Here is a 23,199-nt window from a genome sequence, read left to right as displayed (position 1 = left end):
TAATGAAAGAGACCAATAATAAAAAATTCAGTCTGAAGGCATTTCTGCTCAGGACTCTGCTGGATCCGGTGCTGTGGTATAATGTGCTGATAATGATGGCGCTCATGTACCACTACCGCAATCGTGACAAATCTGACACATTCGGATATTTTTCCTCGCTGGGGTGGGGCTTGCTGTCCTTTGTCATAGGCTGGGTGCTCTTCCGTATATTCGATTTTATGCAGAAGCACCATATCCTCGGATTCCTTGTCTATTCGATATCAGGCATTTTTTCCCTTTGGGTGTTCCGTGCAGTGCTTGAGACCGGAGAGGATAAATACCCTATCTCATGGGGACTCTGGTTCCTTACGCCGCAGGATTCACTTGATTACAGTAAGTGGTATACCCTCGGACTGTATATCCTGTTCATTATGTTCATGAGCTCCGTTGTGTATTATTTTACAAGGGTGCGCTACAGGATATTTATGAATTTCCTCATCTTTATCATACCCTTTGCCATATACGGTAAGGAATATGAAAAGATGCCCACGGTATACATAGTTTTTCTTGCTGTGGGATATATACTCCTTATGGTTTATTACCGTCAGCTCAGGGACGATGAAAAAACACTGTTTGTAGACAGGAGGAAAGCATGGAAACCGATAGCTGTTTACGCCGCAGCATTTGCTGTGATATCGGCGCTGATCCCCAAGCCTGCTGTCGAAGCTGACAGAACCGTGATCGAAACACTTATCAATGCCGAGTCGCTTACTGACAGGCTCGACGCTATGATAAACGTATTCAGAGATACTTCATCTGCCGAATTGTTCCGCAGGAACAATTCTCAGTATGCTGTTTATGAAGCTGACGCAATGGAAAGCCTCAGGATAAAAACAGCTGTGCGTTCAACCTATGATTATGAAACTGACAGGTGGTCTGCTGAGGTCACTGATACGGGCATAGATATTGAGACCGACGGAGCTCCTGTAAATATCGGTTCGCCTATGGGACTTGCCGACGCTTTCCTTGAAGCCGCAAGGCTGGACGAGGATTATGCGGATAAGTACGGTCTCGGACAGTATGTCAAGGCAGGGCTTTCTGAGCCGGAAGTCAGGAATGTCTCATTTTACATGATAAACTGGGACGCGAATATGGCTCCTGTACCACAGTTTGCAATATCGCTCAAATACTGCTCGCGTGATACAGGTATGTACTGCTTCCACGGCGGAACGGTTTATGCAAAGGGCGGCGAGTTCAGGGAAGGCGACAAATTCATCTTTGACTACAGCGCCAATACGTTCTTTTTCAACCAGCGCAACAAGGCGTTCGTTGATCACCTTGCAGGCTATAATTACCGCAAGCTTCTTGAAGATACTGACAGGGTGCTTGGTGAGAACTATTACAATTACAGCGGTGATGAGGACTTCGAGAGACTCTACTCATATTTCAAGAGAGATTATCAGTATTACGATCAGTTTATCGACCTTGAGCTGGATTACGGTGATAATGAACGTATCAAGACTCTGGCGGACGCGCTTACGGACGGCATAGATTCAGATTACGACAAGGCTCTTGTGCTCGAATCGTATTTCTATAACAATGATTACGTCTACGATCTTGATTACAGGAAAAAGAAGGGCGAAAACGCAGAGGACTTCCTGTTTGAGACAAAAACAGGTGTCTGCTATGAATATGCGACCTCTATGGTGCTGCTCGCTAGGGCGGCAGGAATACCTGCAAGATACTGCGAGGGGTATAATATGACCAGGCTGGAGGGCGGTCAGATCCATCCCGATACTAATTTCGTGGTGGTTGAGGCTGACGCTCATGGTTTCCCGGAACTCTACATAAAGGGCTACGGCTGGATAAGCTTTGAACCTACGATAACCGATATCAACTACGCTAAAAAAGGCAAAACTGCTACTGATATGCTTTCGATGGCAGGACTTATAATGCTGATAGGCTTTTGCGTGGCTGTGCTGTTTGCAATGGCTTATCCCTGGATATCACATAAGCTCTTTATACTGAGAAGCAGGAAACGTATGCCGAACGATACCGTAACAGCTGTTGTACACAGGATATGCAAGGTATATGATATAGATGAAGCCAATACCTCCCATGAGGTGAGCTCTTTCGTACATGAAAGCTCCGGTGCGGATATATCATATACTGCCGATCTTTTCGACAGATCGGTATACGGCGGCGAAAAAATAAATACAAATGAAAAAGAAAAGGCTCTGAACGAATACATAAGGGCATATGAAGCGTTCAGGGAATCCAGAAAAAGGAGACGCATAACAGACCGGTAACCTTTGAACGGAGGTTGATTATGCGAAATGTAAAAGAAAAAAGAATAACAGGTCTCCTGCTTATCGTATTTGCGGTCATCGCTATACTTGCAGGAGCATACAGACCGCAGGCGGCAGCTGCAGCTGCCGGGGATTTCCGCCTTTGGCGCCAGAATGACGAGCGCTGGGGAAATAATCCTATCGGCGGTTCGACAGTGCGTCAGTCCGGCTGCTATATGACGTCGATAGCTATGGTGGCCGTGGCATCAGGCGCAAGGGATACGGAAAGCTTTGATCCCGGAGTATTCTCAAAAGACCTCAATGACATACACGCCTTCAATCAATGGGGAGGACTTTCCTCATGGAGTTCAGTCAGCAAGGTAGTGGAAGAGATAAGTATTTCATCTTATAATCTTGAATTCACTTCAAAAGATAAGAGCGGCAAGGCTGCTGAGATAAAGGCGCTGCTCGATGCCGGAAGCTATGTTATATGCAACGTAGGCGGACACTGGGTATACATTGACGGTGTAATAGGCGACGACGTATATATGGCTGACCCGGCAAAGGATGAGATACTTTTGTTTGAAGCCTATAAGAACGAGAATATAACGGTATATCAGACTCTCAAGGGAAAAGAACCCTACAGCGGCTTTACACCCCTCTATGACGTCAGCGCGGAGGAAGCTGTTACAACAACAGCTGTTCACTCAGAAGGTGCAACAGTGACAACGCAGACTGCGACGACGACCACTTCTGCAAAATCCGGATCAACTACCGCTTCCGCTTCAGCTGATCCAAAGTCAGCGACAAGCACAATGGTCTCAACTACGGCTAAAGCGACTACCAAGGCAGCTCCTGCTGTTTATAAAACAGGAGAGTACTACTGCACTGAAAGCAAAGCAGCTGTTTATTCGGAGCCGAATGAAAAGAGCGCGTCGGATATTTCAGTGGAGAACGGAAATATTGTCAGGGTACTCAGCGTGAGCGGCGGCTTCGGAGAGGTCAGGATAGGCGGCAGAAAAGGCTGGATCAATCTTGAGTGCTTCGGCTTTGCCGAGGAGCGTGAGCTTTCTGTGGGAGATATAAACAACGACGGCGTATCCGACGAGTATGACCTCGCAATAATAAATGAATACCTCAGCAGTTCCGGCAGACTGCCAGAGGGGGTCTCGGTGCTGACAGGCAGCGAGACAGCCGCCGCCGATATCAACGGCGACGGAAATATCGATAATACGGACGTGCTCATTTTCCTAATGCGCGTCTGCAGTTAAGGAGAAAAAATTTACATGGAATGGACAGAAGTCAATATCTACACTACTACCGAAGGCATTGAGCTGCTTTGCTCGAAGCTGGAGGATATCGGTATCAAGGGCTTTTCCATAAAGGATCCTGAGGATTTCAAGGAGTTCCTTGAAAACAAGAACGGTCAATGGGACTATATCGATGACGACCTTATGGGGCTTTCGGAATGTGAGACCTGTATCACGGTATATATCCCTGCAAACGGCCAGGGCGCGGAAATGCTCATTTCAATAAAGTCAATGCTTTCAGAGATGAAGGCTGCTGACAAGGAAGGAGCATACGGACGCCTTGAAGCTGAGATGACAAGTATCCGCGAAGAGGACTGGGCAAATAACTGGAAGCAGTATTTCAAGCCCTTCAAGGTTGGCGAAAAGCTTGTCATAAAGCCCTCATGGGAGGATTACGACAACTCTGACGGAAGGATAATCCTTGAGATAGATCCCGCTTCAAGCTTTGGCACCGGAAAACATCATACCACAAGACTATGTCTTGAAGTGCTTGAGAAATACCTCAATAAAGGGGACAAGCTGCTTGATATGGGCTGCGGAAGCGGAATACTCTCCATAGGAGCCATGCTGCTCGGAGCGGACAGCGCGGTCGCAGTTGATATCGAGGAAAACGCAGCGGTGACTGCAAAGGAAAACGCAGTCAAGAATCATATCTCACCCGATAAATACAGGACTTATTTCGGCAATATCCTTACTGATGAGAAGCTTGCTGATGAGATCGACGATAAGTATGATATTATTGCGGCAAATATAGTTGCTGACGTTCTTATCGCTATGAAGGAGAGCTTCCGCCGATATCTCAGAGACGGTGGCATACTCATAGTTTCGGGTATCATCGAGGAGAGAATGAACGAGGTCATAGACGCGCTCATATCCGCAGGCTTCAGGGAGCCGGAGCCGGAGGTCCGCGAGGGCTGGGCAGCAGTTAAATTTACTGTTTAATATTATGCAAAGCATATATTGATATAACAATTATTTTTAAGGAGAATAGAACATGGGACTTTTTAAGAAGAAGAACAACCAGAAGGAAGAGATAGCAGAACAGACTGCTGATACGAGATCTGAGATGAAGAAGATGGTGCTTGAATCACTCAACGCCAAGCTTAACGGTACTCTTTATGATGACTGCGTTATAATGCCAAAGGGCTTTACTATCGACGTTCAGATAGGCAGAGAAGAAGTTATCGATGAGCTCAAAGTGATACAGGTAATATTCATAGTGAAGCACGATGACTTTGACGAGCCGCTCATCGATCCTGTGGACGCTCAGGGCAAGGACGACGCCGAGGCTGCGAATATGGCTGTTGAGATATTCCACGGCGGAGTATGGCATCCTCTCGACCAGTCGATAACAAAGACCAATCCGCTTCATATACCTGTTGACTACCTCAGACAGCACTATGATTTTGACGTTTACTGCCAGTCGGTGGTAAGAATAGGCGTAAAGGACAAGCAGCCAACAATGCTCATAAACTTCATCAGAAACGAGATACCCAAGTATATCGGTTCAAAGAAGTATTACTGGCTGAGGATATATCTTGCAAAGTACAAGGAAAAGAAGATCATAGAGGTACGTATAAACGGTTCTGTATGCGTTGAGCTCCCCAAGTATTTTGAGGAATACGTTGAAAAGGAAATGAACGCGGAGGAGACCTTCGTATCCGAGAAGCAGTATGCTATATTTGTTCAGCGTGAGGACGACCAGTGTCCTTTCAAGAAGGAGCTTGTAATGAACGCTGCAAAAGAGACGATCAAGATGATGGAGCAGATCAAGAACCGCGACGAGTACATCGAAATGTCCAACAAGCTCGAAGAACTCGTTGAGGGCGACAAGAATCTTGCCGCCGAGATCAGAGTATTCATACCTGAAATATATGCAAAGCTTACTCTTGGATATCGTGAGGGAGACAGCCTCTTCCTTCTTGAAGGCGAGGGAGATGAGCAGCAGAGCATTGAGTTCAAGAAGACGCAGCTCCGCTCATACTTCTATCTCCAGCAGGCTGTACTTGAGCGCCTCAGTGAAAAGCCGAGTCAGGAGGAGGTAACACGCATCGTTACCAACAGCGTTGCGTTCAGGGAGCTTAAAAGAGCTATAGATACCGCTAAGGAGAACGGCAAGGAACTCAAGCCGGAGGAGCTCTATGTTCCCGGTACTTCATATAAGATCGGTCACGAGGGCTACAGAGTCTGGTAAAAGTGAAATATTCTTCCCCTGATGAATTCAGGGGAAGTTTTTTCGGAATATTGGAAAAAATGCTTGACAAAGACAGATGTTTGTGATAAAATATTATTGCCGCTTGTAAACAGGCTCTAAAGTTGTGCCTTCACACGCCTGTAACAGCGAGTTTATTGAAAAGGCAGGTGCCACAATATGTACGCAGTTATTGAAACCGGCGGAAAGCAGTATCAGGTAAACGAGGGAGATATCATCTTCATTGAGAAGCTCGCAGCTGAGGCTGATGAGACAGTTACTTTCGACAAGGTAGTAGCTCTCGGAGCAGACAATGGCCTCAAGATCGGTACACCTTATGTTGACGGTGCAGCAGTAAGCGCTAAGGTTATTAAGAACGGCAAGGCTAAGAAGATCACTGTTTTCACTTACAAGCCCAAGAAGGGTGAGAAGAGGAAGCAGGGCCACAGACAGCCTTACACTCAGGTAAAGATCGAAGCTATCAAGGCTTGATCATGATCCGCGCAGATTTTTATGAAAAGCAGGGGCTTCTGACAGGCTTTGAGATAAGCGGACATTCAGGTTATGCCGATGCAGGTGAGGACGTCGTTTGTGCGGCAGTCTCGTCAGCGGTACAGCTTTCTGTCAATATTCTTGACAGTTTTGATATCCCGGTCAGCGTTAAGGTCGGGGATAATGTCATAGGCTGTAAGGTGAAAGGCAATGATAAGTCGGCTGGTATGATACTTGAGCAGCTCAGGCTGCACCTTGAAGCTGTCCTTGAGGAGTTCCCCAACACAATTAATATCACTATTTCGGAGGTGTAAGTATGTTAAAGATCAGTATGCAGTTCTTCGCTCATAAAAAGGGCGTTGGTTCTACAAAGAACGGACGTGACTCTGAGGCTAAGAGACTTGGCGTTAAGAGAGCAGACGGACAGTTCGTTAAGGCAGGCAATATCCTCGTTCGTCAGAGAGGTACACATATCCATCCCGGCAACGGTGTAGGTATCGGTTCAGATGATACATTATTCGCAACAGTAAGCGGTAAGGTTAAGTTTGAGCGTTACGGCCGTGACCGTAAGAAGGTTTCTGTTTACGAGATTGAGCAGTAACAGCCATAACGTGACAATAAATCCCGAGCATTTGCTTGGGATTTTTCTTTAGAAACGGAGGTCAGGAATGTTCGTTGATCAGGCAAAAATAAAGATCAAGGCCGGCGACGGCGGCGACGGTGCGGTGTCCTTTCACCGTGAGAAGTATGTAGCGGCGGGCGGTCCCGACGGCGGTGACGGCGGACGCGGCGGAGACGTGGTTTTTCAGGTCGATGATAATTTCTCGACTCTTATTGATTTCAGGTACAAAAGAAAATATGTGGCAGAACGCGGTGAGAATGGCAGCGGAAGAAACTGCACCGGCAAGAGCGCTCCGCCCCTTATAATAAAAGTGCCGAGAGGCACTGTCATCCGTGAAGCAAAAAGCGGAAGGATAATGGCTGATATGTCCTCTGATGAGCCGAAGGTCCTTGCAAGGGGAGGAAATGGCGGAAAGGGAAATGTGAATTTCGCTACTTCCACCCGCCAGATACCCAAGTTTGCAAAGCCTGGATATCCCGGAGAGGAGTTCGAGGTAACACTGGAGCTGAAGCTCCTTGCTGACGTCGGACTTGTAGGATACCCGAATGTTGGCAAATCAACACTTATATCGGTTGTCAGTGCGGCAAAGCCTAAGATAGCAAATTACCATTTTACAACTCTTACTCCCGTACTCGGCGTGGTGAGGGTGGACGATGAAAAGTCGTTTGTAATGGCAGATATCCCAGGACTTATCGAAGGCGCAGGCGACGGCATCGGACTCGGACACGAGTTCCTCAGACACGTTGAGAGATGCCGCCTTATCGTTCATGTAGTCGATGTATCGGGCATTGAGGGCCGTGATCCCTGTGAGGACTTCGAGGTCATCAATGCGGAGCTTGCCAAGTTCAACGAGGAGCTTGCAGAACGTCCTCAGATAGTAGCGGCTAATAAGACCGATATGGCTACAGACGAACAGATAGAAAAGTTCAGGAAGTATATAGAGGATAAGAATATACCATTTTTCTGTATATCAGCTGCGACTACACAGGGAACTGCCGAGCTCATGAACAAGGTAGCGGAGGTACTCGATACCCTGCCGCCCATACGTGAATTTGAAGCAGAGCCTATACCGCAGGCTGAACTCGACGAAATGCTGGGCGTGGACAAGAAGTTCGAGATCACAGTCGAGGACGGCGTTTATTACGTTGACGCGCCGTGGATACAGCCTATCATGCGTACCGTTGATCCGGACGACTATTCCTCATTGCAGTATTTCCAGCGTGTACTTATCAACAGCGGCATTATTGCAAAGCTTGAGGAAATGGGAGTGCAGGAGGGCGACACCGTAAGCCTTGAGGGCTTCGAGTTCGACTTTGTAAACTGATATGAGTACGGAAAAATTGACAGAGCGTGAAGCAAATTCATACAGTCCGCTTACCCTTGCTTTCCTTGGGGACAGCGTGTACGATACCCTTGTGAGAGAGTATCTGCTGCGTCAGGCGAATATGCCTGTTGCGAAGCTACATTCCGCAAAGATACAGCTGGTATGTGCCGAGTTCCAGTCAAAGGCATACGATCTTGTGGCGGAGACGCTGAGCGAGCATGAGCTGGCTGTTCTTAAAAGAGGCAGGAACGCTACGGGAAATACCGTTCCCAAGCACGCGGACGCTGCGGAATACCGCAGAGCCACAGCGCTGGAGTGCCTGTTCGGATATCTTTATCTTACAGGCTGCGGAGAGCGTATCCGCGAGCTGTTTGAACTTATCATAAATTCAGATCTTAATAATAATGAACAGATAGGAGTGTAAAACTATGTCAGGTCATTCAAAATGGAACAATATCAAGCGTAAGAAGGAAGCAACCGACGCTGCAAAGGGTAAGATCTTCACCAAGATCGGACGTGAGATCACAGTTGTCGTAAAGGAAGGCGGCGCCGACCCCAACAACAACGCGAAGCTTCGTGACCTTATCGCAAAGGCAAAGGCCAACAATGTGCCAAACGACAATATTGACCGTATAATCAAGAAGGCTGCCGGCGACGGTGACAAGAACAACTATGAGAACATCACCTATGAGGGATACGGCCCTAACGGTGTTGCGGTTATCGTTGAGTGTCTTACCGACAACAGGAACAGAACAGCAGGCGAGGTGCGTCACTACTTCGACAAGTTCGGCGGAAACCTCGGTACTATCGGCTGTGTATCCTTCATGTTCACGAACAAGGGCATCGTTATCCTTGAGAATACCGGTCTCGACGAGGACAAGGTAATGGAGGACGTATTTGAGTTCGGCGGCGAGGACTTCGACATCAATGAGGAGACTGTAGAGATCGAGTGCGCTCCCGAAAACGTACACGCTCTCCGCGAGGGACTTACTGAAAAGGGCTACAATGTAATTTCAGCAGAGTCTGAGATGATCCCGTCAACATACACATCACTTACAGATGAGGATCACATAAAGAAGATGAATCTTCTCCTTGAACACCTTGAAGAGAACGACGATGTTCAGAATGTTTACCACAACTGGGAAATGCCGGACGAAGAATAATAAAGACGTAAAAATGAAGGATAGAGAGGATATCTTTATTCTTCATTTTTTATAAGGAGAAGAATTATGGCTGTAACCATAAATAAAGTAAGCAGCGATACTGAGCTCAGAGAAATATCTGAGCTTGCGGATACTGTATGGCACGAGTGCTTTACTGATATAATAAGCCTGGGACAGATAGATTACATGGTCGAAAAGTTTCAGTCGTACAAGGCTATGACCAGCCAGATTGCCGAACAGGATTACAGCTATTACGCTGTACGTGAGAATGCTGAGCTTTGCGGTTATATCGGCGTAAAGCCTGAAAGAGATAATAGGTTCTTCCTCAGCAAGCTCTACCTCAGAAGCGACAAGCGCGGCAGGGGAATAGCCTCTCTTATGCTGAAAAAGATATTTGAAGAGGCAGAAAACTGCGGCAAGGAAAAGGTATACCTCACAGTGAACAAGCACAATGAACGTGCTATAGCTGTTTATCTCAGAACCGGCTTCGTGATCGCCGACAAGGCAGTTACCGATATCGGTAACGGTTATGTGATGGACGATTATATTATGGAATACACTCTATGAAGTTACATGGTACAAACTGTAATGTATTGACTTGCAAATTCATATAGTATATAATAAGCAAAGTTATCCTGATTATTACGAGAGGATGATTTAGTTTATGTCGATAACGGAACTGCTTCTTATTTCAGTCGGACTTGCGATGGACGCTTTCGCAGTATCAGTCTGTAAGGGACTCAGCATGAAAAAGCTGAACCTTAAAGGCGGAATAATCACAGCTTTGTTTTTTGGTGTATTTCAGGGAGTAATGCCAGCGATCGGATATTTCCTCGGAAGCCGTTTTGACGATGTGATAAGCTCGTTCAGTCATTGGGTATCATTCGGACTTCTTGCTTTTATAGGCGGCAAAATGATATTTGAAGCCGTAAAAGGCGATGACGACGATGAAAGCGGCAAGGAGTACAGTCTTGACATAAAGGAGCTTGTATTGCTGGCTGTTGCCACAAGCATCGATGCTCTGGCGGTTGGAATTGTATTTGCTGCGGAAAAGACGGATCTGTTCTTCTCTGTGATTATGATAGGCGTTATAACTTTTGCGCTGTCACTGGCGGGTGTATTTATCGGACACAGGTTCGGAAGCAAATACGAAAAGGGAGCTGAGATAGTCGGAGGCTTGATACTTATAGGTATAGGTGTAAAACTTCTGCTTGAAGGACTTGGCGTTATATAAAACAAAAAACCGAGGGCTTTTTGATATACCCTCGGTCATTTTACGTTATACGGACTGTCTTGGCAGTCCTTTTAATTAAAATCTATAACAGGCAGCTCTATCGCAACAGGAAGATCATCTATCTTTTTGAGAAGATATAACTGTATAGTCAGAGCATCATTTGTAGTCAGTCCCTTTACGGACGGTTCAACGTCAGCGTTCAGTCTGCCTGTCTCGGTGATATGGTTTTCAGAGGTTCCGCTGACATCGTACTTGTCGGGATTGGCAAGTGCCTGCATAATGAGTACGGCGTCAGCCATATCGATATTGCCGTCGCAGTTGGAGTCGCCGTATAAGGTTACCTCAGACTCATTTGTGGTCGTTACGGTAGTTGTTGTAGCGGTTGTTTCGCTTGAAGTTGTTTCTGCAGTGGTGGAAACCGTTGTGGTGGCAGTTGTTTCGGATGAAGTAGTGGAAGTTGTTGCGGAAGAAGTTGTTGTCGTTGTTGTTGCGCTTGTGGTTGTGGTCGTGGAGGTTTCACCTGAAGCTGTGGTGGTTGTCGTATCACCGCTTTCTTCTGTCCATACAGCGGTGAATGAAATGCCCATGCCGGGGGCGGCGCCGGGGATAATGTATTCCTCGCCGGGCTGAATGATGACATCATCACGCTTCCAGCCTGCGAATGTGTAGCCTTCCTTTACGTAACTGCATTCCGGAGCGGTTATAGCTGTGTCCGTAAAGCCCTGGACTTTGATATAGTCAGCTGTATTGCTTGAAGGCTTGAAGTTGATGGTGTATTTTATCGGCTCCCAGATAGGCGTCATAAGTACGTCCTCTGAAGGCATTATGAACTGTGCGACGGGCTCGTAGTCTTTTCCGTCGTTTTCACAGTGCCAGCCGGACACTCTGAAACCATTGCGTGAGAAACGGTCATTGTTCTGGAGGTTTGTAGGTGTGGTCTCGGCAATTTCAAATTGAAGGTAGGTAACTCCGTTTATTCTGTCCGCATCGCCGACAGAATAGGTGAGATTGTATATTTTTTTCAGATTAGGTACGAGAGTGATATCCTCATCGTGAACAATAAGGTGTTCTTCGCCTGCGAACTCGGTGGTACCGTCAGTCCAGCCGCGCTGCTTGTAGCCGGCGCGGGGAAATGTATAAAGAGGTATGGTAACGAATTTGCCTGCCTGTCTCTTTGCAGGAGGAACAAGTGCTTCGGCTTCCTTATCGATCTGACCGTCCCACTCTACCCTGAAGGTCACGGTGTGGAATTCCTTATCGTCTGCAACGCTCCATACGGGATGAAGAGTGATATCATGGTCGGTGACCCTGCATACTTCGCCTTTTACGTATCCTTTGATATCGTCTTCAGTCCAGCCTGAGAACTTGTAGCCATCTCTTACAAGCTCTGCGTCGGGAATGAAGAAGGAACTGTTGCTCTTTTTGGTGATATCAGTGATCTCCGGAATATTATCGTTTTCGTCGGGAGCAATTGAAACTCCCTCTTCGCTGAGGTCGAAATGAACTGTGTATGTCTTGGTTTCCGTGGTGTCAGCTCCTATGGCTGCGCCTGAGATCGCGGAGCAGACAGCTATAACGGCTGAAGCCGAAAAAGCTGTGATTGTTTTTATTAACTGTTTCATAAGCCCTCCCATATTTTAGATGCAATGAGCATCTGTTCAGTATCCTCTTGTACGGATACTATCTGAATGAATTTGTATCAGGATCGTAAACATATCCTATCCTGTTAAGCTTGTGTTCGATATCGTCCGCTGAAACGCAAAGGCTTTTGCAAAGCTCTTCGTATGACGGGTACTTGTCACGCAGAAGCGTATTGATATAGCTCAGTAAAATAACAGGATCGTTTGGTAAACTCATAATTTCTCCTTTTCTGTTTAACGGTTATCAATAATGACAGAACGCAGTGCAGGACGTTCTGAAAACAGAACGTAAACGGCGCAGATACGCTGTTTGCGTGTATGTTATAATTTTAATATACAATAATAAAAGAGGTTTGTCAATAAAGATGAGGAGATATTGTATTTGAATTTTTTGTAAATAAGTATTATGTTATATTATTTTATGAAACGCTTGGATTAAATGATAAATCATATATTGATGATAAGCGGGTCTTTTACCATGATTGAAGAAAAACTGACATAAAAGGACTAAAAATATTTGATTTAACAAATTAAAAATACATTAAAGTCTGACACGGAACAAATGTCAGGGCATTTTTACTAAAACCTATCGGTAAACTAAGAGCCTTTACAAGTGTAAGTGTTAAAAACAGGCAGTTTTACGCAATTTGCTGTATTTGTATAAAATGCACATTAAAGTAGAGTCTAATTAGGCTAAAATGGCGATGGAAATATTTTTTTATATATGGTATAATAGTAAAGATATGTGAGATATGGCATTTGTCTCATAATTTTTATGCGTGACATTGTTACATTTTTCACAGCTAATACTAAGGAGGTTCATTTAATGAATTCAGCTAAATCAACTGTTCCCTTCAAGGGTACCCCCGAGCAGGAGGCTGAGCTCCTCAAGGTCATCGAAGAGAAGAAGAACGACAAGGGTTCACTCATGCCGATCCTTCAGAAAGCCCAGGAGATCTACGGCTACCTTCCGATCGAGGTTCAGGCAATTATTTCCGACAACACAGGTATCCCTCTTGAGAAGATCTACGGCGTTGTTACCTTCTACGCCCAGTTCTCACTCTATCCCAAGGGCGAGTACACAATTTCAGTCTGTCTCGGTACAGCCTGCTATGTAAAGGGTTCCGGAGACATCTACAATAAGCTCCAGGAAAAACTTGGAATTGGCGGAGGCGAGTGCACTCCCGATGGTAAGTTCTCTCTTGATGCTTGCCGCTGCATAGGCGCTTGCGGACTTGCACCTGTTCTCACAGTAAATGAAGATGTTTACGGCCGTCTCACTGTTGACGACGTTGACAAGATCATCGAAAAATACGCTTAATTCCAAACATAACCAATTAGGAGGTTAACTTATGAAGACTCTTGAAGAACTCAAGGTTGTCAGAGACAGCATGAAGGGCGAGGTTGCTCTCAGAACACATGGCAATGCTTCTTCAAAATATGAAAGACACGTCCTTGTCTGCGGCGGTACAGGATGTACATCTTCAGGCTCACCCAAGATCATTGAAGAGCTTGAAAAGGAATTCGCAGAAAAGGGACTTAAAGATAAAGTACAGATCGTTAAGACAGGCTGCTTCGGACTCTGTGAGCGCGGACCTATCATGATCGTATATCCCGAGGGCTCTTTCTACTCACGCGTTAAGGTAGAGGAGATCCCACGTATCGTTGACGAGCACCTCATCGGCGGCAGCCCTGTTAAGGAGTTCCTCTATGAGGAGACAGTCGTAGGCGACGAGATCAAGTCTCTTGACGATACTTCATTCTACAAAAAGCAGCACCGTGTAGCTCTCAGAAACTGTGGTGTTATCAATCCTGAGAATATCAATGAGTACATCGGACGCGACGGCTATGCTGCTCTCGGCAAGGTACTCACAGAGATGACTCCTGAGGACGTTATCCAGACTATCCTCGATTCAGGTCTCCGCGGACGCGGAGGCGGCGGATTCCCCACAGGTATGAAGTGGAAGCTCGCAAGAAATATCGTTCCCAACGCTGACCAGAAGTATGTCTGCTGTAACGCCGACGAGGGCGATCCGGGCGCATTCATGGACCGTTCCGTACTTGAGGGTGATCCTCATGTTGTGCTTGAGGCTATGACCATCGCAGGTTACGCTATCGGAGCTTCACAGGGTTACATATATGTACGTGCTGAGTATCCTATCGCTGTTGAGCGCCTTAACATCGCTATCAAGCAGGCTCGTGAAAACGGTATGCTCGGCAAGAACATCTTCGGAACAGATTTCAGCTTCGATATCGATCTTCGTCTCGGTGCAGGCGCTTTCGTCTGCGGTGAGGAGACAGCTCTTATGACATCTATCGAGGGCAACCGTGGTGAGCCCCGTCCGAGACCTCCTTTCCCTGCTGAAAAAGGTCTCTTCCAGAAGCCTACTATCCTCAACAATGTTGAGACATACGCTAATATTCCTCAGATCATCCTCAACGGTGCGCAGTGGTTCGCATCAATGGGTACCGAGAAGTCAAAGGGTACAAAGGTATTCGCTCTCGGCGGAAAGATCAAGAACACAGGACTTGTTGAAGTTCCTATGGGTACAACCCTCCGCGAAGTTATCGAAGAGATCGGCGGCGGTATCCCCAACGGCAAGAAGTTCAAGGCTGCTCAGACAGGCGGTCCTTCAGGCGGATGTATCGACGCTTCAAACTTCGATATCCCGATCGATTACGATAACCTCATCGGTATCGGTTCAATGATGGGTTCAGGCGGACTTATCGTTATGGACGAAGATAACTGTATGGTCGATATCGCAAAGTTCTTCCTCGAATTCACTGTTGACGAGTCATGCGGTAAGTGTACACCATGCCGTATCGGTACAAAGAGAATGTGGGAGATCCTTGACAGGATCACAAAGGGCAAGGGTACTCTCGAAGACCTCGACAAGCTCGAAGAGCTTGCTTACCATGTAAAGGCAAACTCACTCTGCGGTCTCGGACAGACAGCTCCGAACCCTGTTCTTTCAACACTCAGATGCTTCCGCGACGAGTATATCGCTCATGTAGTTGACAAGAAGTGTCCTGCAGGCGTATGTAAGGACCTCCTCAGCTTCGAGATCGAAAAGGATAAGTGTATCGGATGCGGTATGTGTGCTAAGCAGTGTCCTGCTTCCGCTATCTCAAGAACCGACTACATCGCTCCCGGCAAGAAGCTTGCTGCAATGGAGATCGACAAGACTAAGTGCGTGAAGTGCGGTGCTTGTATCGCAACCTGTAAGTTCAAGGCAATCATCAAGAAGTAAGCGGAGGAATAGTGATGGAAAATATTACAGTTAAAATCAACGGTGTTGAATTAGAAGTTCCCAAGGGCACCACTGTTCTTGAGGCTGCTCACATGGCAGGCTTTGAAATTCCTACACTTTGCTATATGAAGGAGATCAACGAGATCGGCGCCTGTCGTATCTGCGTTACAGAGGTAAATGAGGGCAGAGGCTTCCGTCTGGTAGCAGGCTGCGTATATCCCTGTTCCAACAATATGGAGATCCTCACAAGTTCACCCAAGGTCATCGAGTCAAGAAAGAGAACTCTTGAGCTCATACTTTCAACTCATGACAGAAAGTGTCTCTCCTGCGTAAGAAGCGGAAACTGCGAGCTCCAGAAGCTTGCAAAGGACTACGGCGTAGAGGACGCTACAGTATATGACGGCGTTAAGAACGAGTATGAGGTAGACAACTCAGCTCCTCATATGTACCGTGACAACAACAAGTGTATCCTTTGCCGCCGCTGCGTAGCAGTATGTGCAAAGACACAGGGTATCGGTGTTATCGGCGCAAACGAGCGCGGATTCAAGACATATATCGGCTCTGCATTTGATATGGGCCTTGGCGAGACAAGCTGCGTATCTTGCGGACAGTGTATCGCAGTATGTCCTGTAGGCGCTCTCTCAGAGAAGGACTACACTAAGGAAGTTATGGCAGCTATCGCTGATCCTGAGAAGACAGTTCTTGTACAGACAGCTCCTGCTGTTCGTGCAGGTCTAGGCGAGTGCTTCGGCAATCCTATCGGTACAAACGCAGAAGGCAAGATGGCTGCGGCTCTCCGCAGACTCGGCTTCGACAAGGTATTCGATACAGACTTTGCTGCTGACCTTACTATCATGGAAGAAGCAAACGAGTTCCTTGATCGTTTCTCAAACGGCGGAACACTTCCTCTTATCACATCATGCTCACCAGGATGGGTCAAGTTCTGCGAGCATTACTATCCTGATCTTCTCGATCATCTTTCAAGCTGCAAGTCGCCTCAGCAGATGTTCGGCGCAACAGCTAAGACATACTACGCTCAGAAAATGGGTATTGATCCCAAGAACATCGTTATGGTATCTATCATGCCATGTACAGCAAAGAAGTTCGAGATCGGCAGACCCGATCAGAGCGCAGCTGGCGTACCTGATGTTGACTATGCTCTCACAACTCGTGAGCTCGGCAGAATGATCGAGCGTGCAGGCATACTCTTCAACTCACTTCCTGAGGAGAAGTTTGATGATCCGCTGGGAATCTCAACAGGTGCAGGCGTTATCTTCGGTGCTACAGGCGGTGTTATGGAGGCTGCACTCAGAACAGCTGTATATACACTCACAGGTGAGAACGTAACAGATCTTCCTGAGGTTCGCGGTACTAAGGATATCAAGGAAGCAACCTATGATGTTGCAGGCAACAAGGTAAAGGTAATCGTAACAAGCGGTCTTGCAAATGCAAGAAAGGTGCTTGATGATATCAGAGCAGGCAAGTGCGACGCTCAGTTCGTTGAGATAATGGCTTGTCCCGGCGGCTGTGTAAACGGCGGCGGTCAGCCTCAGGTTCCTATGGGAGTAAGAAACTTCGTTGACATCAGAGAAGAGAGAGCTAAGGTTCTCTACAACCTCGACAAGTCAATGCCTCTCAGACAGTCACATGAGAACCCTGCTATAAAGAAGGTTTACGAGGAGTTCTTTGAGAAGCCCGGCAGCCACAAGGCACATGAGGTTCTCCATACTACATACGTTAAGAGAAAAGTTAACGAAATATAATCAAAAGCTGAATTCATTGAAGAGCGGACAATATGTCCGCTCTTTTTTTGTTGACATATTATTCAATAAGTGATATAATGATATAAACAGAAGATATGAGATCAGGAGGAATGCTTATGGATAATGTTTGTGAATTCTGTGCTGCAAGAGTTGTTAGGGGAACTCTTATTACCCCATATTCAGTTCAGTTTTATCCCGATGGCGAAGAAAAGAAACTCAAGCCGAAAAGGAGTCAGGTGATATGTGACGCCTGCCCTCAGTGCGGTCATATTCAGAATATTCGCCTGAAGAATCCGGAAAATATAATGCAGTACCGTTATACGATACTTGATGAATAATTATGCATGATATGCAGATACTACCTTAAAAGGAGGTAGTATCATGCAGACAATTTTTAATGAAAGTCAGACCCGTGTGAATCTTATGCGGGCATTTGCCGGCGAGTGCCAGGCAAGACAGCGTTATTATCAGGCTGCACTTATCGCGCAGCAGCAGAAGCTTATCGGGATCGAGAGAATGTTCCGTTTCACGGCGGAGCAGGAGGAACGTCATGCGATGGTGTTCTGGAAGGACCTGAAGGATTCTGCCGGTATGACTGTGGATATTGCGGCAGGATATCCTGCTGATGTGTTTGATGATATCAGGCAGCTTCTTGATGCGTCCGCTGCGGAAGAAGAAAAGGAACACGGTATCGTGTACCCGGACTTTGCAAGGATAGCCGCTGACGAGGGATATTCCGACATTGCGTCGGAATTCCGGATGATAGCTGAGATAGAAGAAAGTCACCGCAAGAGATTTGAATACTACGGAAAGCTTTATCGTGAGGACAGGCTTTTCAGATCAGATGACACAGAGCAGGTATGGCTGTGCCTCAATTGCGGTCATATCCACAAGGGAAGTGAACCGCCGCAGGAGTGTCCTGTCTGCCGTGCTGCGCAGGGATATTTTATCCGTGAATGTGAGGCGGCATTCACATCATGCGAAACATTAAAGCAATAAGATAAGGGCGGCATGAGCCGCCCTTGTTTGATGTATCATGGTTATACCTTCTGCTGTTCCTTTTTCAGTCTCCGCAGTATGAATATGAAAACTCCGAGCTCGACCGCAAAGGTGACTATCCACGATATGGTATATGAAAAGTAGAGACTCTGGAGAGTGTGATATCTCTCTATCCTGAATACACCGAATATCCAGCCGAGTCTTATGCCGACCACGCCGATAACGGTAATAAGCATAGGCAGAACGGATCTTCCCAGACCTCGTATCAGACCGGTGGTAACGTCCATAAGTCCGCAGAGGAAATATGGTATCATTATGTATCTCATACGTATCATACCGTAGTTTATGCTTTCCTGTGAGTTGTGGAGATATATCGAGAGTATAGGTCTGCCGAAGAAGAGGGCGGTCAGTCCGAGAAAAGCGCCGGTGCAGAAAACAGCGACAAGGCATATCCACATTATTCGGCTGATTCGGTCAAGCTTTCCGGCTCCGTAGTTCTGGCTTGTGAAGTTGAGAGAGGTCTGGCTGTAGGAATTCATTGAAGTGTATACGAAGCCTTCCACATTCTGGGCTGCGGAATTGCCTGACAGCACCACATGACCTAATATGTTGCCGAATTCATTTATTGAAGACTGGATTATTACATTGGATATTGCGAAAATAGATGACTGAAGTCCGGCAGGGAAGCCTATCTGTATGATACGTTTCAGCTGCCTGCCGTATATCTTCATTTTTTTCAGCTCAAGCCTGCAGGCGTCATCACGCCGCATAAGAGCCCGGACTATCAGAAGCGCTGACAGTGTCTGTGAAAGGGAGGTTGCGAGAGCAACTCCTGCCACGTCCATTTTCAGCACGATCACAAAGAACAGATTGAGTATGACATTAAGTATTCCTGCTGCGGTAAGGAAATACAGCGGACTCTTGGTATCGCCTGCGGCGCGGAGTATTGCCGAACCGAAATTGTACAGCATACTCGGTATCGTTCCGCAGAAGTATATCTTCATATAAGCTGCCGAAAGCGGCAGTACGTTTGACGGAGTGTCCATCATCTCAAGGAAGGTGCCTGAAAAAGCAACGCCTATGACCGTCAGGAAAGCTCCGCTTATAATGGCAGCCGGTATAGCTGTATGTACAGTTTTTCTAACGTCTTCGATTCTGCCTGCGCCGATGCCGTGAGCAACGGTAACGCCTGCGCCGACGGACAGACCTATGAAAAGATTGACCATAAGGTTTATAAGAGCGCCGGTAGCTCCGACAGCGCCTACCGAGATATCTCCGCAGCACCTTCCGACCACGACGAGATCGGCGGCGTTGAACAGAAGCTGAAGGATACCGGTCAGAATGATCGGAATGGTATAAAGTATGATCTTACCGACCAGAGGTCCCTCACACATATCCGAAGTTTTGCCATGCATACAATTGACTCCTATCTGCCGCTGTCTGAAGCTGCGGCTGCGCTTAATGGCATAAAAAAGCCCCCGAAGGGACTTTCTTAATCATTGGTGTTTTTCTTGATGCGTGCGATCTCCTGCTCTTTTTTCCACAGGAAGCTGATATGTGCCTCAGTGCCGTTCTGAATACGTTTGAAGTTTTGTATATGTTTGAGAAGAATTACTATCGACACAGCAGAGAGTATCAGCGTGCCGACAAGGTCACCCGTCATAAGGGCGTATATCAGTGTGAATATCACCGAGCCGGTGACAGGTACGACGCAGACATAATCTGCCGAAAAACCAAGGATTATCTCGAAGCCGAGAAGAAAGGCGAATATCCACGGGCTGAAAGCGAGGATAGTACCTCCGAGAGAAGCGAGCCCCTTGCCTCCGTGAAATTTCATAAGTACAGGAAAGATGTGTCCGAGGACGCAGCATGAACCTGACAGTATATTAGCGAATCTGATCTCAGGAAAAAGGTAAGCGGCAATAAGCGAAGCAGCGACTGCCTTGAAGATATCAAACAGCGCTACGAACAGACCGGCTTTCTTACCGATCGTTATTACTGTATTTGATGCGCCTGCATTGCCTGAACCTCTTTCACGGATATCAAATCCCTTGAATTTTGCAATGATGAATGCGGGATTGATATTTCCGAAGAAGTAACCGAGCAGAGCGCAGAGAACGACCTGCATAAAAATGATCCCCCCGATATAGGCAGAAGAACTGCCTGTATAAATGACGATGCTTTTTTAATACAATATATAATATCATATTTGCGTGAAAAAGTAAAGACCCTGCGGAAAATTTTTGCATGGCGGGATCCTGTATAAAAGTTAAAAAATAAAAATATATATCCGCGTGTTACATAATATATTTCAGCTTCGATTATAGTTTATGAAGGGGAAATACCAATGCGCATTATAGGGAGAGGTGAACCATGACAGATATTGAGCTGCAGCATTTACTCAAGGCGGATCCCGAAAGCGGTCAGAGAGCCTTTTATGATAGATTTTTCAATTACGTCTACACTATTGTATTTGCACGCCTCAAAGGATGTGCAGCTATGGAAGATATAGACGAATGTGTCGGGGACGTTTTTGCACAGTGTTTTATATTTTTCGACAGGCAGAACGAGATCAAAGGAGATCTTAAAGCGTTTACAGCTTCTGTAGCGCGGCGAAAGTCAATAGATACATACAGACGTGTTGTAAGACATACTTCAAGGAGCGTATCCCTTGATGAAAACGAGGAATTTGTATCCGATGAGAATATTGCAGACTCCACCGAGCAAACTGAAATGCGCAGGATACTTTACGCAAAGGTGGACGAGCTCGGCGAGCCTGATTCTACCATAATAATACAGAAGTATTACTACGGCAGAAGTTCAAAGGAAATAGCAGAGATCGTTGATATGACATCTGATAACGTAAGGGCAAGGTGCAGCAGAGCAATAAAAAAACTGAGGGATATGCTTTTTGAAGTTGGATTTTCAAGGTAAAGGAGGAGATAGGATGAAAGATGATCTTGACTTATTGTTCAGCAACAAGGATGACGATATAGAGAGAATATCAGCGAAATACCAGGCTGTCGGGAAAAAGAAAAAAGAACAGATATATAAAATAAGCAAAAGAAAGTATGATATATTAAAATCCCGTGAAATGACAGACGACGATTTCAAAGTTGAGGCTTCTGGCGTGGAGCGCTATAAACGTCCAAGGATATACAGCGCAATATGTGCGGCTGCAGCAGCTTTTGTACTCGTCGGCGGTATTTCGGGAGCATATCTTTATTCCAAGGCAAATAAACTTCCGAGAGTCAGCGAATCCACAAGCAGCAGCGTATATGTCGAGCCGACAACATCAGAGGATAAATTCAGCAATGAAAAAGACCTTGTTGTAAATGAACTTGCTGACGATCTTGAGCACATCATGAAGGCTCAGTCTTTAGGGTCAGGAAGTGCTGATCACAGCAGTTCTGTTAACTTTTACGCTGATACTTATGACCAGGAGAAAGACAGCTTCATCAATAAGGCTAAGTCTTATTACAGAGTAATGGACGAAAAGATAAACACCTATGAAAAACTGGATCAGTTGCTCAAATCGTCATTTGGGTTCAAGATCAGGGATTATTTTGAAGGCGGTGATCTCAGCCATGTTGAAGACGGATATAATTTCAAGGACGACAGCATGGCAAATAAGTATCTCAAAACATTTATAATTTATAAAAACAGCGTTTATGCTCTTTCCGATTGTGCATTCAATGAAAGCATTTCACGCGATATCTTCCCGGACCGGTATAATTTCAGTAACTACGAGCTTGTGTCGTCCGTATTTTCAGAAGATACTTCGGGCTTTGAAGGCGAATTCACACACTATTTAATGTACAGTTCCTACACGGACGAAGCAACAGACAGCCTCGTATGCCATAGAATATATCAGAGGAAAGACGGAGTTCTTGTATATGCTGATTTTCTTATTAAGGAGATACAGAATACATGGAAAATAGCAGACTACTCCGTTCTTGATGAAGATGAATGGAAGCATAGAGAGATCGAACGCGAAAACAATAATACCGAGTCGACTACAGTAACTGAGGAAGAAGACGCTGAGGACTTTGCTGAGCTGCAGCTTCACGAACTGAAGGTGTTTGAAAGCGAAAGCGAAGCGAATGCATATGTAGATGCAGTTCGTGAAAAGTACCTGAATGAGCGTCCTAAATTCAGGAAGGTAGATACGGAGAAATACAGTCAGCAGATATTCAACGCAAGGAACTTCAGCGAGTACAATACTCTTGAAAACAAGAGCTATTTGTATCATATGATGATTAACAGCAAGTTCTATATTGATACGGCTGAAGGCAAGGCGGAAAGCTATCTTGGTACCTATGAATTCTGTATCGACAATCCGGGCAGGAAGTATTACTCTTATTCCGATGAAAAGAACGGATATGACGGCAACCGGACAAATAACAGATACAAGCTTTACACAGATAATAATATGACCGGATATACCGATCTTAACAATGGCAGGTCCGAAACGGATAAGCTTGATGAAGAAGCTATGCTGTGGTATGAAGCGAATATACCGGATAACGATATGGTCGTGGCATATAAGACCGATAACGGATTGACCTATGTACCGGGACCATACAGCTATACACCGATCAGTTTCGACTATATTCTGATCCCCGGATTTTTCTCGGACAGCAGCCTTTGCGATTTTTCAACATGGAACATTGACAATACAGCTGTTCTGTTTGGCAGGCAGTGTGCCCGCGTGGTAATGAAGACAGCAGACGCAACAGCTTCGATATATGTTGATTTGAGGACAGGAATGACGATGAAGTATTATATCAAACGCAATGGCGATGATGACGAGTATGTAAATATTACAGAGCTGACTGTCAATGAACCGGTAAATGTTCCTGAATATGACGGTACATGATATACTGTTAAAAGCTGATCGTATCTGCATTAATTATTTTTGAGTGAGCAGAACAATAGAATGA

The 23,199-nt window shown here is 46.0% G+C and carries 23 protein-coding genes; 19 read left to right on the top strand and 4 right to left on the bottom strand.

Going from position 1 to position 23,199, the window contains the following annotated elements; all coding sequences use genetic code 11:
- The first annotated feature begins 2 nt into the window (after positions 1 to 2).
- The 12 genes from QZZ36_RS02810 (at position 3) to QZZ36_RS02755 (ending at position 10,603) form a co-directional block, all read left to right on the top strand.
- Positions 3 to 2,288, top strand: coding sequence for a transglutaminase-like domain-containing protein (locus QZZ36_RS02810; RefSeq protein WP_295076381.1), 2,286 nt, complete (start codon positions 3 to 5; stop codon positions 2,286 to 2,288).
- 20 nt (positions 2,289 to 2,308) lie between these two features.
- Positions 2,309 to 3,538 (top strand): dockerin type I domain-containing protein, encoded by a 1,230-nt coding sequence (locus QZZ36_RS02805; RefSeq protein ID WP_295076378.1) that lies wholly within the window; start codon positions 2,309 to 2,311, stop codon positions 3,536 to 3,538.
- Between the two features lie 15 nt (positions 3,539 to 3,553).
- Positions 3,554 to 4,519: a 50S ribosomal protein L11 methyltransferase gene (prmA, locus tag QZZ36_RS02800; RefSeq protein ID WP_295076375.1), complete on the top strand. Its 966-nt coding sequence runs from the start codon at positions 3,554 to 3,556 to the stop codon at positions 4,517 to 4,519.
- A gap of 52 nt (positions 4,520 to 4,571) precedes the next feature.
- The gene (locus QZZ36_RS02795; protein WP_295076372.1) at positions 4,572 to 5,771 is read left to right on the top strand and encodes a DUF6348 family protein; all 1,200 of its coding nucleotides are present in this window, start codon (positions 4,572 to 4,574) and stop codon (positions 5,769 to 5,771) included.
- 177 nt (positions 5,772 to 5,948) lie between these two features.
- Complete coding sequence (rplU, locus tag QZZ36_RS02790) at positions 5,949 to 6,260, top strand: 50S ribosomal protein L21 (RefSeq protein WP_295076370.1); 312 nt, start codon at positions 5,949 to 5,951, stop codon at positions 6,258 to 6,260.
- Positions 6,261 to 6,262: 2 nt separating this feature from the next.
- The gene (locus tag QZZ36_RS02785; protein WP_295076367.1) at positions 6,263 to 6,574 is read left to right on the top strand and encodes a ribosomal-processing cysteine protease Prp; all 312 of its coding nucleotides are present in this window, start codon (positions 6,263 to 6,265) and stop codon (positions 6,572 to 6,574) included.
- 2 nt (positions 6,575 to 6,576) lie between these two features.
- A complete protein-coding gene (gene rpmA / locus QZZ36_RS02780; protein WP_019678572.1) occupies positions 6,577 to 6,861 on the top strand; it encodes a 50S ribosomal protein L27 in 285 nt (94 codons plus the stop codon).
- A gap of 67 nt (positions 6,862 to 6,928) precedes the next feature.
- Positions 6,929 to 8,206 carry a GTPase ObgE gene (gene obgE / locus QZZ36_RS02775; protein WP_295076363.1) on the top strand — a complete coding sequence of 426 codons (1,278 nt, stop codon included), beginning with the start codon at positions 6,929 to 6,931 and terminating at the stop codon, positions 8,204 to 8,206.
- 1 nt (position 8,207) lies between these two features.
- Positions 8,208 to 8,630 carry a ribonuclease III domain-containing protein gene (locus QZZ36_RS02770; RefSeq protein WP_295076360.1) on the top strand — a complete coding sequence of 141 codons (423 nt, stop codon included), beginning with the start codon at positions 8,208 to 8,210 and terminating at the stop codon, positions 8,628 to 8,630.
- Positions 8,631 to 8,634: 4 nt separating this feature from the next.
- Positions 8,635 to 9,369, top strand: a complete 735-nt coding sequence (locus QZZ36_RS02765) for a YebC/PmpR family DNA-binding transcriptional regulator (protein ID WP_295076357.1) — start codon at positions 8,635 to 8,637, stop codon at positions 9,367 to 9,369.
- Between the two features lie 66 nt (positions 9,370 to 9,435).
- Positions 9,436 to 9,936, top strand: coding sequence for a GNAT family N-acetyltransferase (locus QZZ36_RS02760; RefSeq protein WP_295076354.1), 501 nt, complete (start codon positions 9,436 to 9,438; stop codon positions 9,934 to 9,936).
- A gap of 97 nt (positions 9,937 to 10,033) precedes the next feature.
- Positions 10,034 to 10,603 (top strand): manganese efflux pump MntP family protein, encoded by a 570-nt coding sequence (locus QZZ36_RS02755; RefSeq protein WP_295076351.1) that lies wholly within the window; start codon positions 10,034 to 10,036, stop codon positions 10,601 to 10,603.
- A 71-nt stretch (positions 10,604 to 10,674) separates the two neighbouring features.
- Here QZZ36_RS02755 and QZZ36_RS02750 read toward each other — a convergent pair whose 3' ends face one another.
- Positions 10,675 to 12,225, bottom strand: coding sequence for a dockerin type I repeat-containing protein (locus QZZ36_RS02750; RefSeq protein ID WP_295076349.1), 1,551 nt, complete (start codon positions 12,223 to 12,225; stop codon positions 10,675 to 10,677).
- Positions 12,226 to 12,283: 58 nt separating this feature from the next.
- Positions 12,284 to 12,460, bottom strand: coding sequence for a DUF4250 domain-containing protein (locus tag QZZ36_RS02745; RefSeq protein WP_295076347.1), 177 nt, complete (start codon positions 12,458 to 12,460; stop codon positions 12,284 to 12,286).
- Positions 12,461 to 13,069: 609 nt separating this feature from the next.
- On the opposite strand from QZZ36_RS02745, the gene QZZ36_RS02740 reads away from it, so the two are divergent.
- The 5 genes from QZZ36_RS02740 to QZZ36_RS02720 all read left to right on the top strand — a co-directional run bounded on the left by QZZ36_RS02740 (position 13,070) and on the right by QZZ36_RS02720 (position 18,256).
- On the top strand, positions 13,070 to 13,564 hold the full coding sequence (locus QZZ36_RS02740; RefSeq protein WP_019678580.1) for an NAD(P)H-dependent oxidoreductase subunit E: 495 nt from the start codon (positions 13,070 to 13,072) through the stop codon (positions 13,562 to 13,564).
- A gap of 70 nt (positions 13,565 to 13,634) precedes the next feature.
- Entirely contained in the window at positions 13,635 to 15,494 is a 1,860-nt protein-coding gene (locus tag QZZ36_RS02735; protein ID WP_295076545.1) for an NADH-quinone oxidoreductase subunit NuoF, read from the top strand.
- Positions 15,495 to 15,508: 14 nt separating this feature from the next.
- Positions 15,509 to 17,257, top strand: coding sequence for an NADH-dependent [FeFe] hydrogenase, group A6 (locus QZZ36_RS02730; RefSeq protein WP_295076344.1), 1,749 nt, complete (start codon positions 15,509 to 15,511; stop codon positions 17,255 to 17,257).
- A gap of 116 nt (positions 17,258 to 17,373) precedes the next feature.
- Positions 17,374 to 17,595 carry a hypothetical protein gene (locus QZZ36_RS02725; protein WP_295076341.1) on the top strand — a complete coding sequence of 74 codons (222 nt, stop codon included), beginning with the start codon at positions 17,374 to 17,376 and terminating at the stop codon, positions 17,593 to 17,595.
- A 43-nt stretch (positions 17,596 to 17,638) separates the two neighbouring features.
- The gene (locus tag QZZ36_RS02720; RefSeq protein ID WP_295076338.1) at positions 17,639 to 18,256 is read left to right on the top strand and encodes a rubrerythrin family protein; all 618 of its coding nucleotides are present in this window, start codon (positions 17,639 to 17,641) and stop codon (positions 18,254 to 18,256) included.
- 41 nt (positions 18,257 to 18,297) lie between these two features.
- Here the strand turns inward: QZZ36_RS02720 and QZZ36_RS02715 are convergent, their stop codons facing one another.
- Both QZZ36_RS02715 and QZZ36_RS02710 read right to left on the bottom strand, forming a co-directional pair.
- Entirely contained in the window at positions 18,298 to 19,671 is a 1,374-nt protein-coding gene (locus QZZ36_RS02715; RefSeq protein WP_295076335.1) for an MATE family efflux transporter, read from the bottom strand.
- 77 nt (positions 19,672 to 19,748) lie between these two features.
- Positions 19,749 to 20,384, bottom strand: coding sequence for a glycerol-3-phosphate acyltransferase (locus QZZ36_RS02710; protein WP_295076332.1), 636 nt, complete (start codon positions 20,382 to 20,384; stop codon positions 19,749 to 19,751).
- 245 nt (positions 20,385 to 20,629) lie between these two features.
- Between QZZ36_RS02710 and QZZ36_RS02705 the strand changes: the two genes are divergently transcribed.
- Entirely contained in the window at positions 20,630 to 21,190 is a 561-nt protein-coding gene (locus QZZ36_RS02705; protein ID WP_295076329.1) for a sigma-70 family RNA polymerase sigma factor, read from the top strand.
- A gap of 13 nt (positions 21,191 to 21,203) precedes the next feature.
- Entirely contained in the window at positions 21,204 to 23,135 is a 1,932-nt protein-coding gene (locus tag QZZ36_RS02700) for a hypothetical protein (RefSeq protein ID WP_295076326.1), read from the top strand.
- Positions 23,136 to 23,199 lie beyond the last annotated feature (64 nt).

The organism is Ruminococcus sp., from assembly GCF_016287535.1.
Classification (GTDB): domain Bacteria; phylum Bacillota; class Clostridia; order Oscillospirales; family Ruminococcaceae; genus Ruminococcus.
The sequence above is the reverse complement of the archived record's forward strand: the minus strand, read 5'-3'. Positions and strand labels throughout refer to the sequence as shown.

Excerpts from the sequence above, each read along its gene's own strand:
- QZZ36_RS02725 (WP_295076341.1), top strand. The coding sequence starts at position 17,374 with ATGGATAATGTTTGTGAATTCTGTGCTGCAAGAGTTGTTAGGGGAACT.
- QZZ36_RS02730 (WP_295076344.1), top strand. The coding sequence starts at position 15,509 with ATGGAAAATATTACAGTTAAAATCAACGGTGTTGAATTAGAAGTTCCC.
- QZZ36_RS02750 (WP_295076349.1), bottom strand. The coding sequence starts at position 12,225 with ATGAAACAGTTAATAAAAACAATCACAGCTTTTTCGGCTTCAGCCGTT.
- QZZ36_RS02700 (WP_295076326.1), top strand. The coding sequence starts at position 21,204 with ATGAAAGATGATCTTGACTTATTGTTCAGCAACAAGGATGACGATATA.
- QZZ36_RS02765 (WP_295076357.1), top strand. The coding sequence starts at position 8,635 with ATGTCAGGTCATTCAAAATGGAACAATATCAAGCGTAAGAAGGAAGCA.
- obgE (WP_295076363.1), top strand. The coding sequence starts at position 6,929 with ATGTTCGTTGATCAGGCAAAAATAAAGATCAAGGCCGGCGACGGCGGC.
- QZZ36_RS02755 (WP_295076351.1), top strand. The coding sequence starts at position 10,034 with ATGTCGATAACGGAACTGCTTCTTATTTCAGTCGGACTTGCGATGGAC.
- QZZ36_RS02705 (WP_295076329.1), top strand. The coding sequence starts at position 20,630 with ATGACAGATATTGAGCTGCAGCATTTACTCAAGGCGGATCCCGAAAGC.
- prmA (WP_295076375.1), top strand. The coding sequence starts at position 3,554 with ATGGAATGGACAGAAGTCAATATCTACACTACTACCGAAGGCATTGAG.
- QZZ36_RS02810 (WP_295076381.1), top strand. The coding sequence starts at position 3 with ATGAAAGAGACCAATAATAAAAAATTCAGTCTGAAGGCATTTCTGCTC.
- rpmA (WP_019678572.1), top strand. The coding sequence starts at position 6,577 with ATGTTAAAGATCAGTATGCAGTTCTTCGCTCATAAAAAGGGCGTTGGT.
- QZZ36_RS02785 (WP_295076367.1), top strand. The coding sequence starts at position 6,263 with ATGATCCGCGCAGATTTTTATGAAAAGCAGGGGCTTCTGACAGGCTTT.
- QZZ36_RS02720 (WP_295076338.1), top strand. The coding sequence starts at position 17,639 with ATGCAGACAATTTTTAATGAAAGTCAGACCCGTGTGAATCTTATGCGG.
- QZZ36_RS02715 (WP_295076335.1), bottom strand. The coding sequence starts at position 19,671 with ATGCATGGCAAAACTTCGGATATGTGTGAGGGACCTCTGGTCGGTAAG.
- QZZ36_RS02805 (WP_295076378.1), top strand. The coding sequence starts at position 2,309 with ATGCGAAATGTAAAAGAAAAAAGAATAACAGGTCTCCTGCTTATCGTA.
- QZZ36_RS02735 (WP_295076545.1), top strand. The coding sequence starts at position 13,635 with ATGAAGGGCGAGGTTGCTCTCAGAACACATGGCAATGCTTCTTCAAAA.
- QZZ36_RS02710 (WP_295076332.1), bottom strand. The coding sequence starts at position 20,384 with ATGCAGGTCGTTCTCTGCGCTCTGCTCGGTTACTTCTTCGGAAATATC.
- QZZ36_RS02745 (WP_295076347.1), bottom strand. The coding sequence starts at position 12,460 with ATGAGTTTACCAAACGATCCTGTTATTTTACTGAGCTATATCAATACG.
- QZZ36_RS02795 (WP_295076372.1), top strand. The coding sequence starts at position 4,572 with ATGGGACTTTTTAAGAAGAAGAACAACCAGAAGGAAGAGATAGCAGAA.
- rplU (WP_295076370.1), top strand. The coding sequence starts at position 5,949 with ATGTACGCAGTTATTGAAACCGGCGGAAAGCAGTATCAGGTAAACGAG.
- QZZ36_RS02760 (WP_295076354.1), top strand. The coding sequence starts at position 9,436 with ATGGCTGTAACCATAAATAAAGTAAGCAGCGATACTGAGCTCAGAGAA.
- QZZ36_RS02740 (WP_019678580.1), top strand. The coding sequence starts at position 13,070 with ATGAATTCAGCTAAATCAACTGTTCCCTTCAAGGGTACCCCCGAGCAG.
- QZZ36_RS02770 (WP_295076360.1), top strand. The coding sequence starts at position 8,208 with ATGAGTACGGAAAAATTGACAGAGCGTGAAGCAAATTCATACAGTCCG.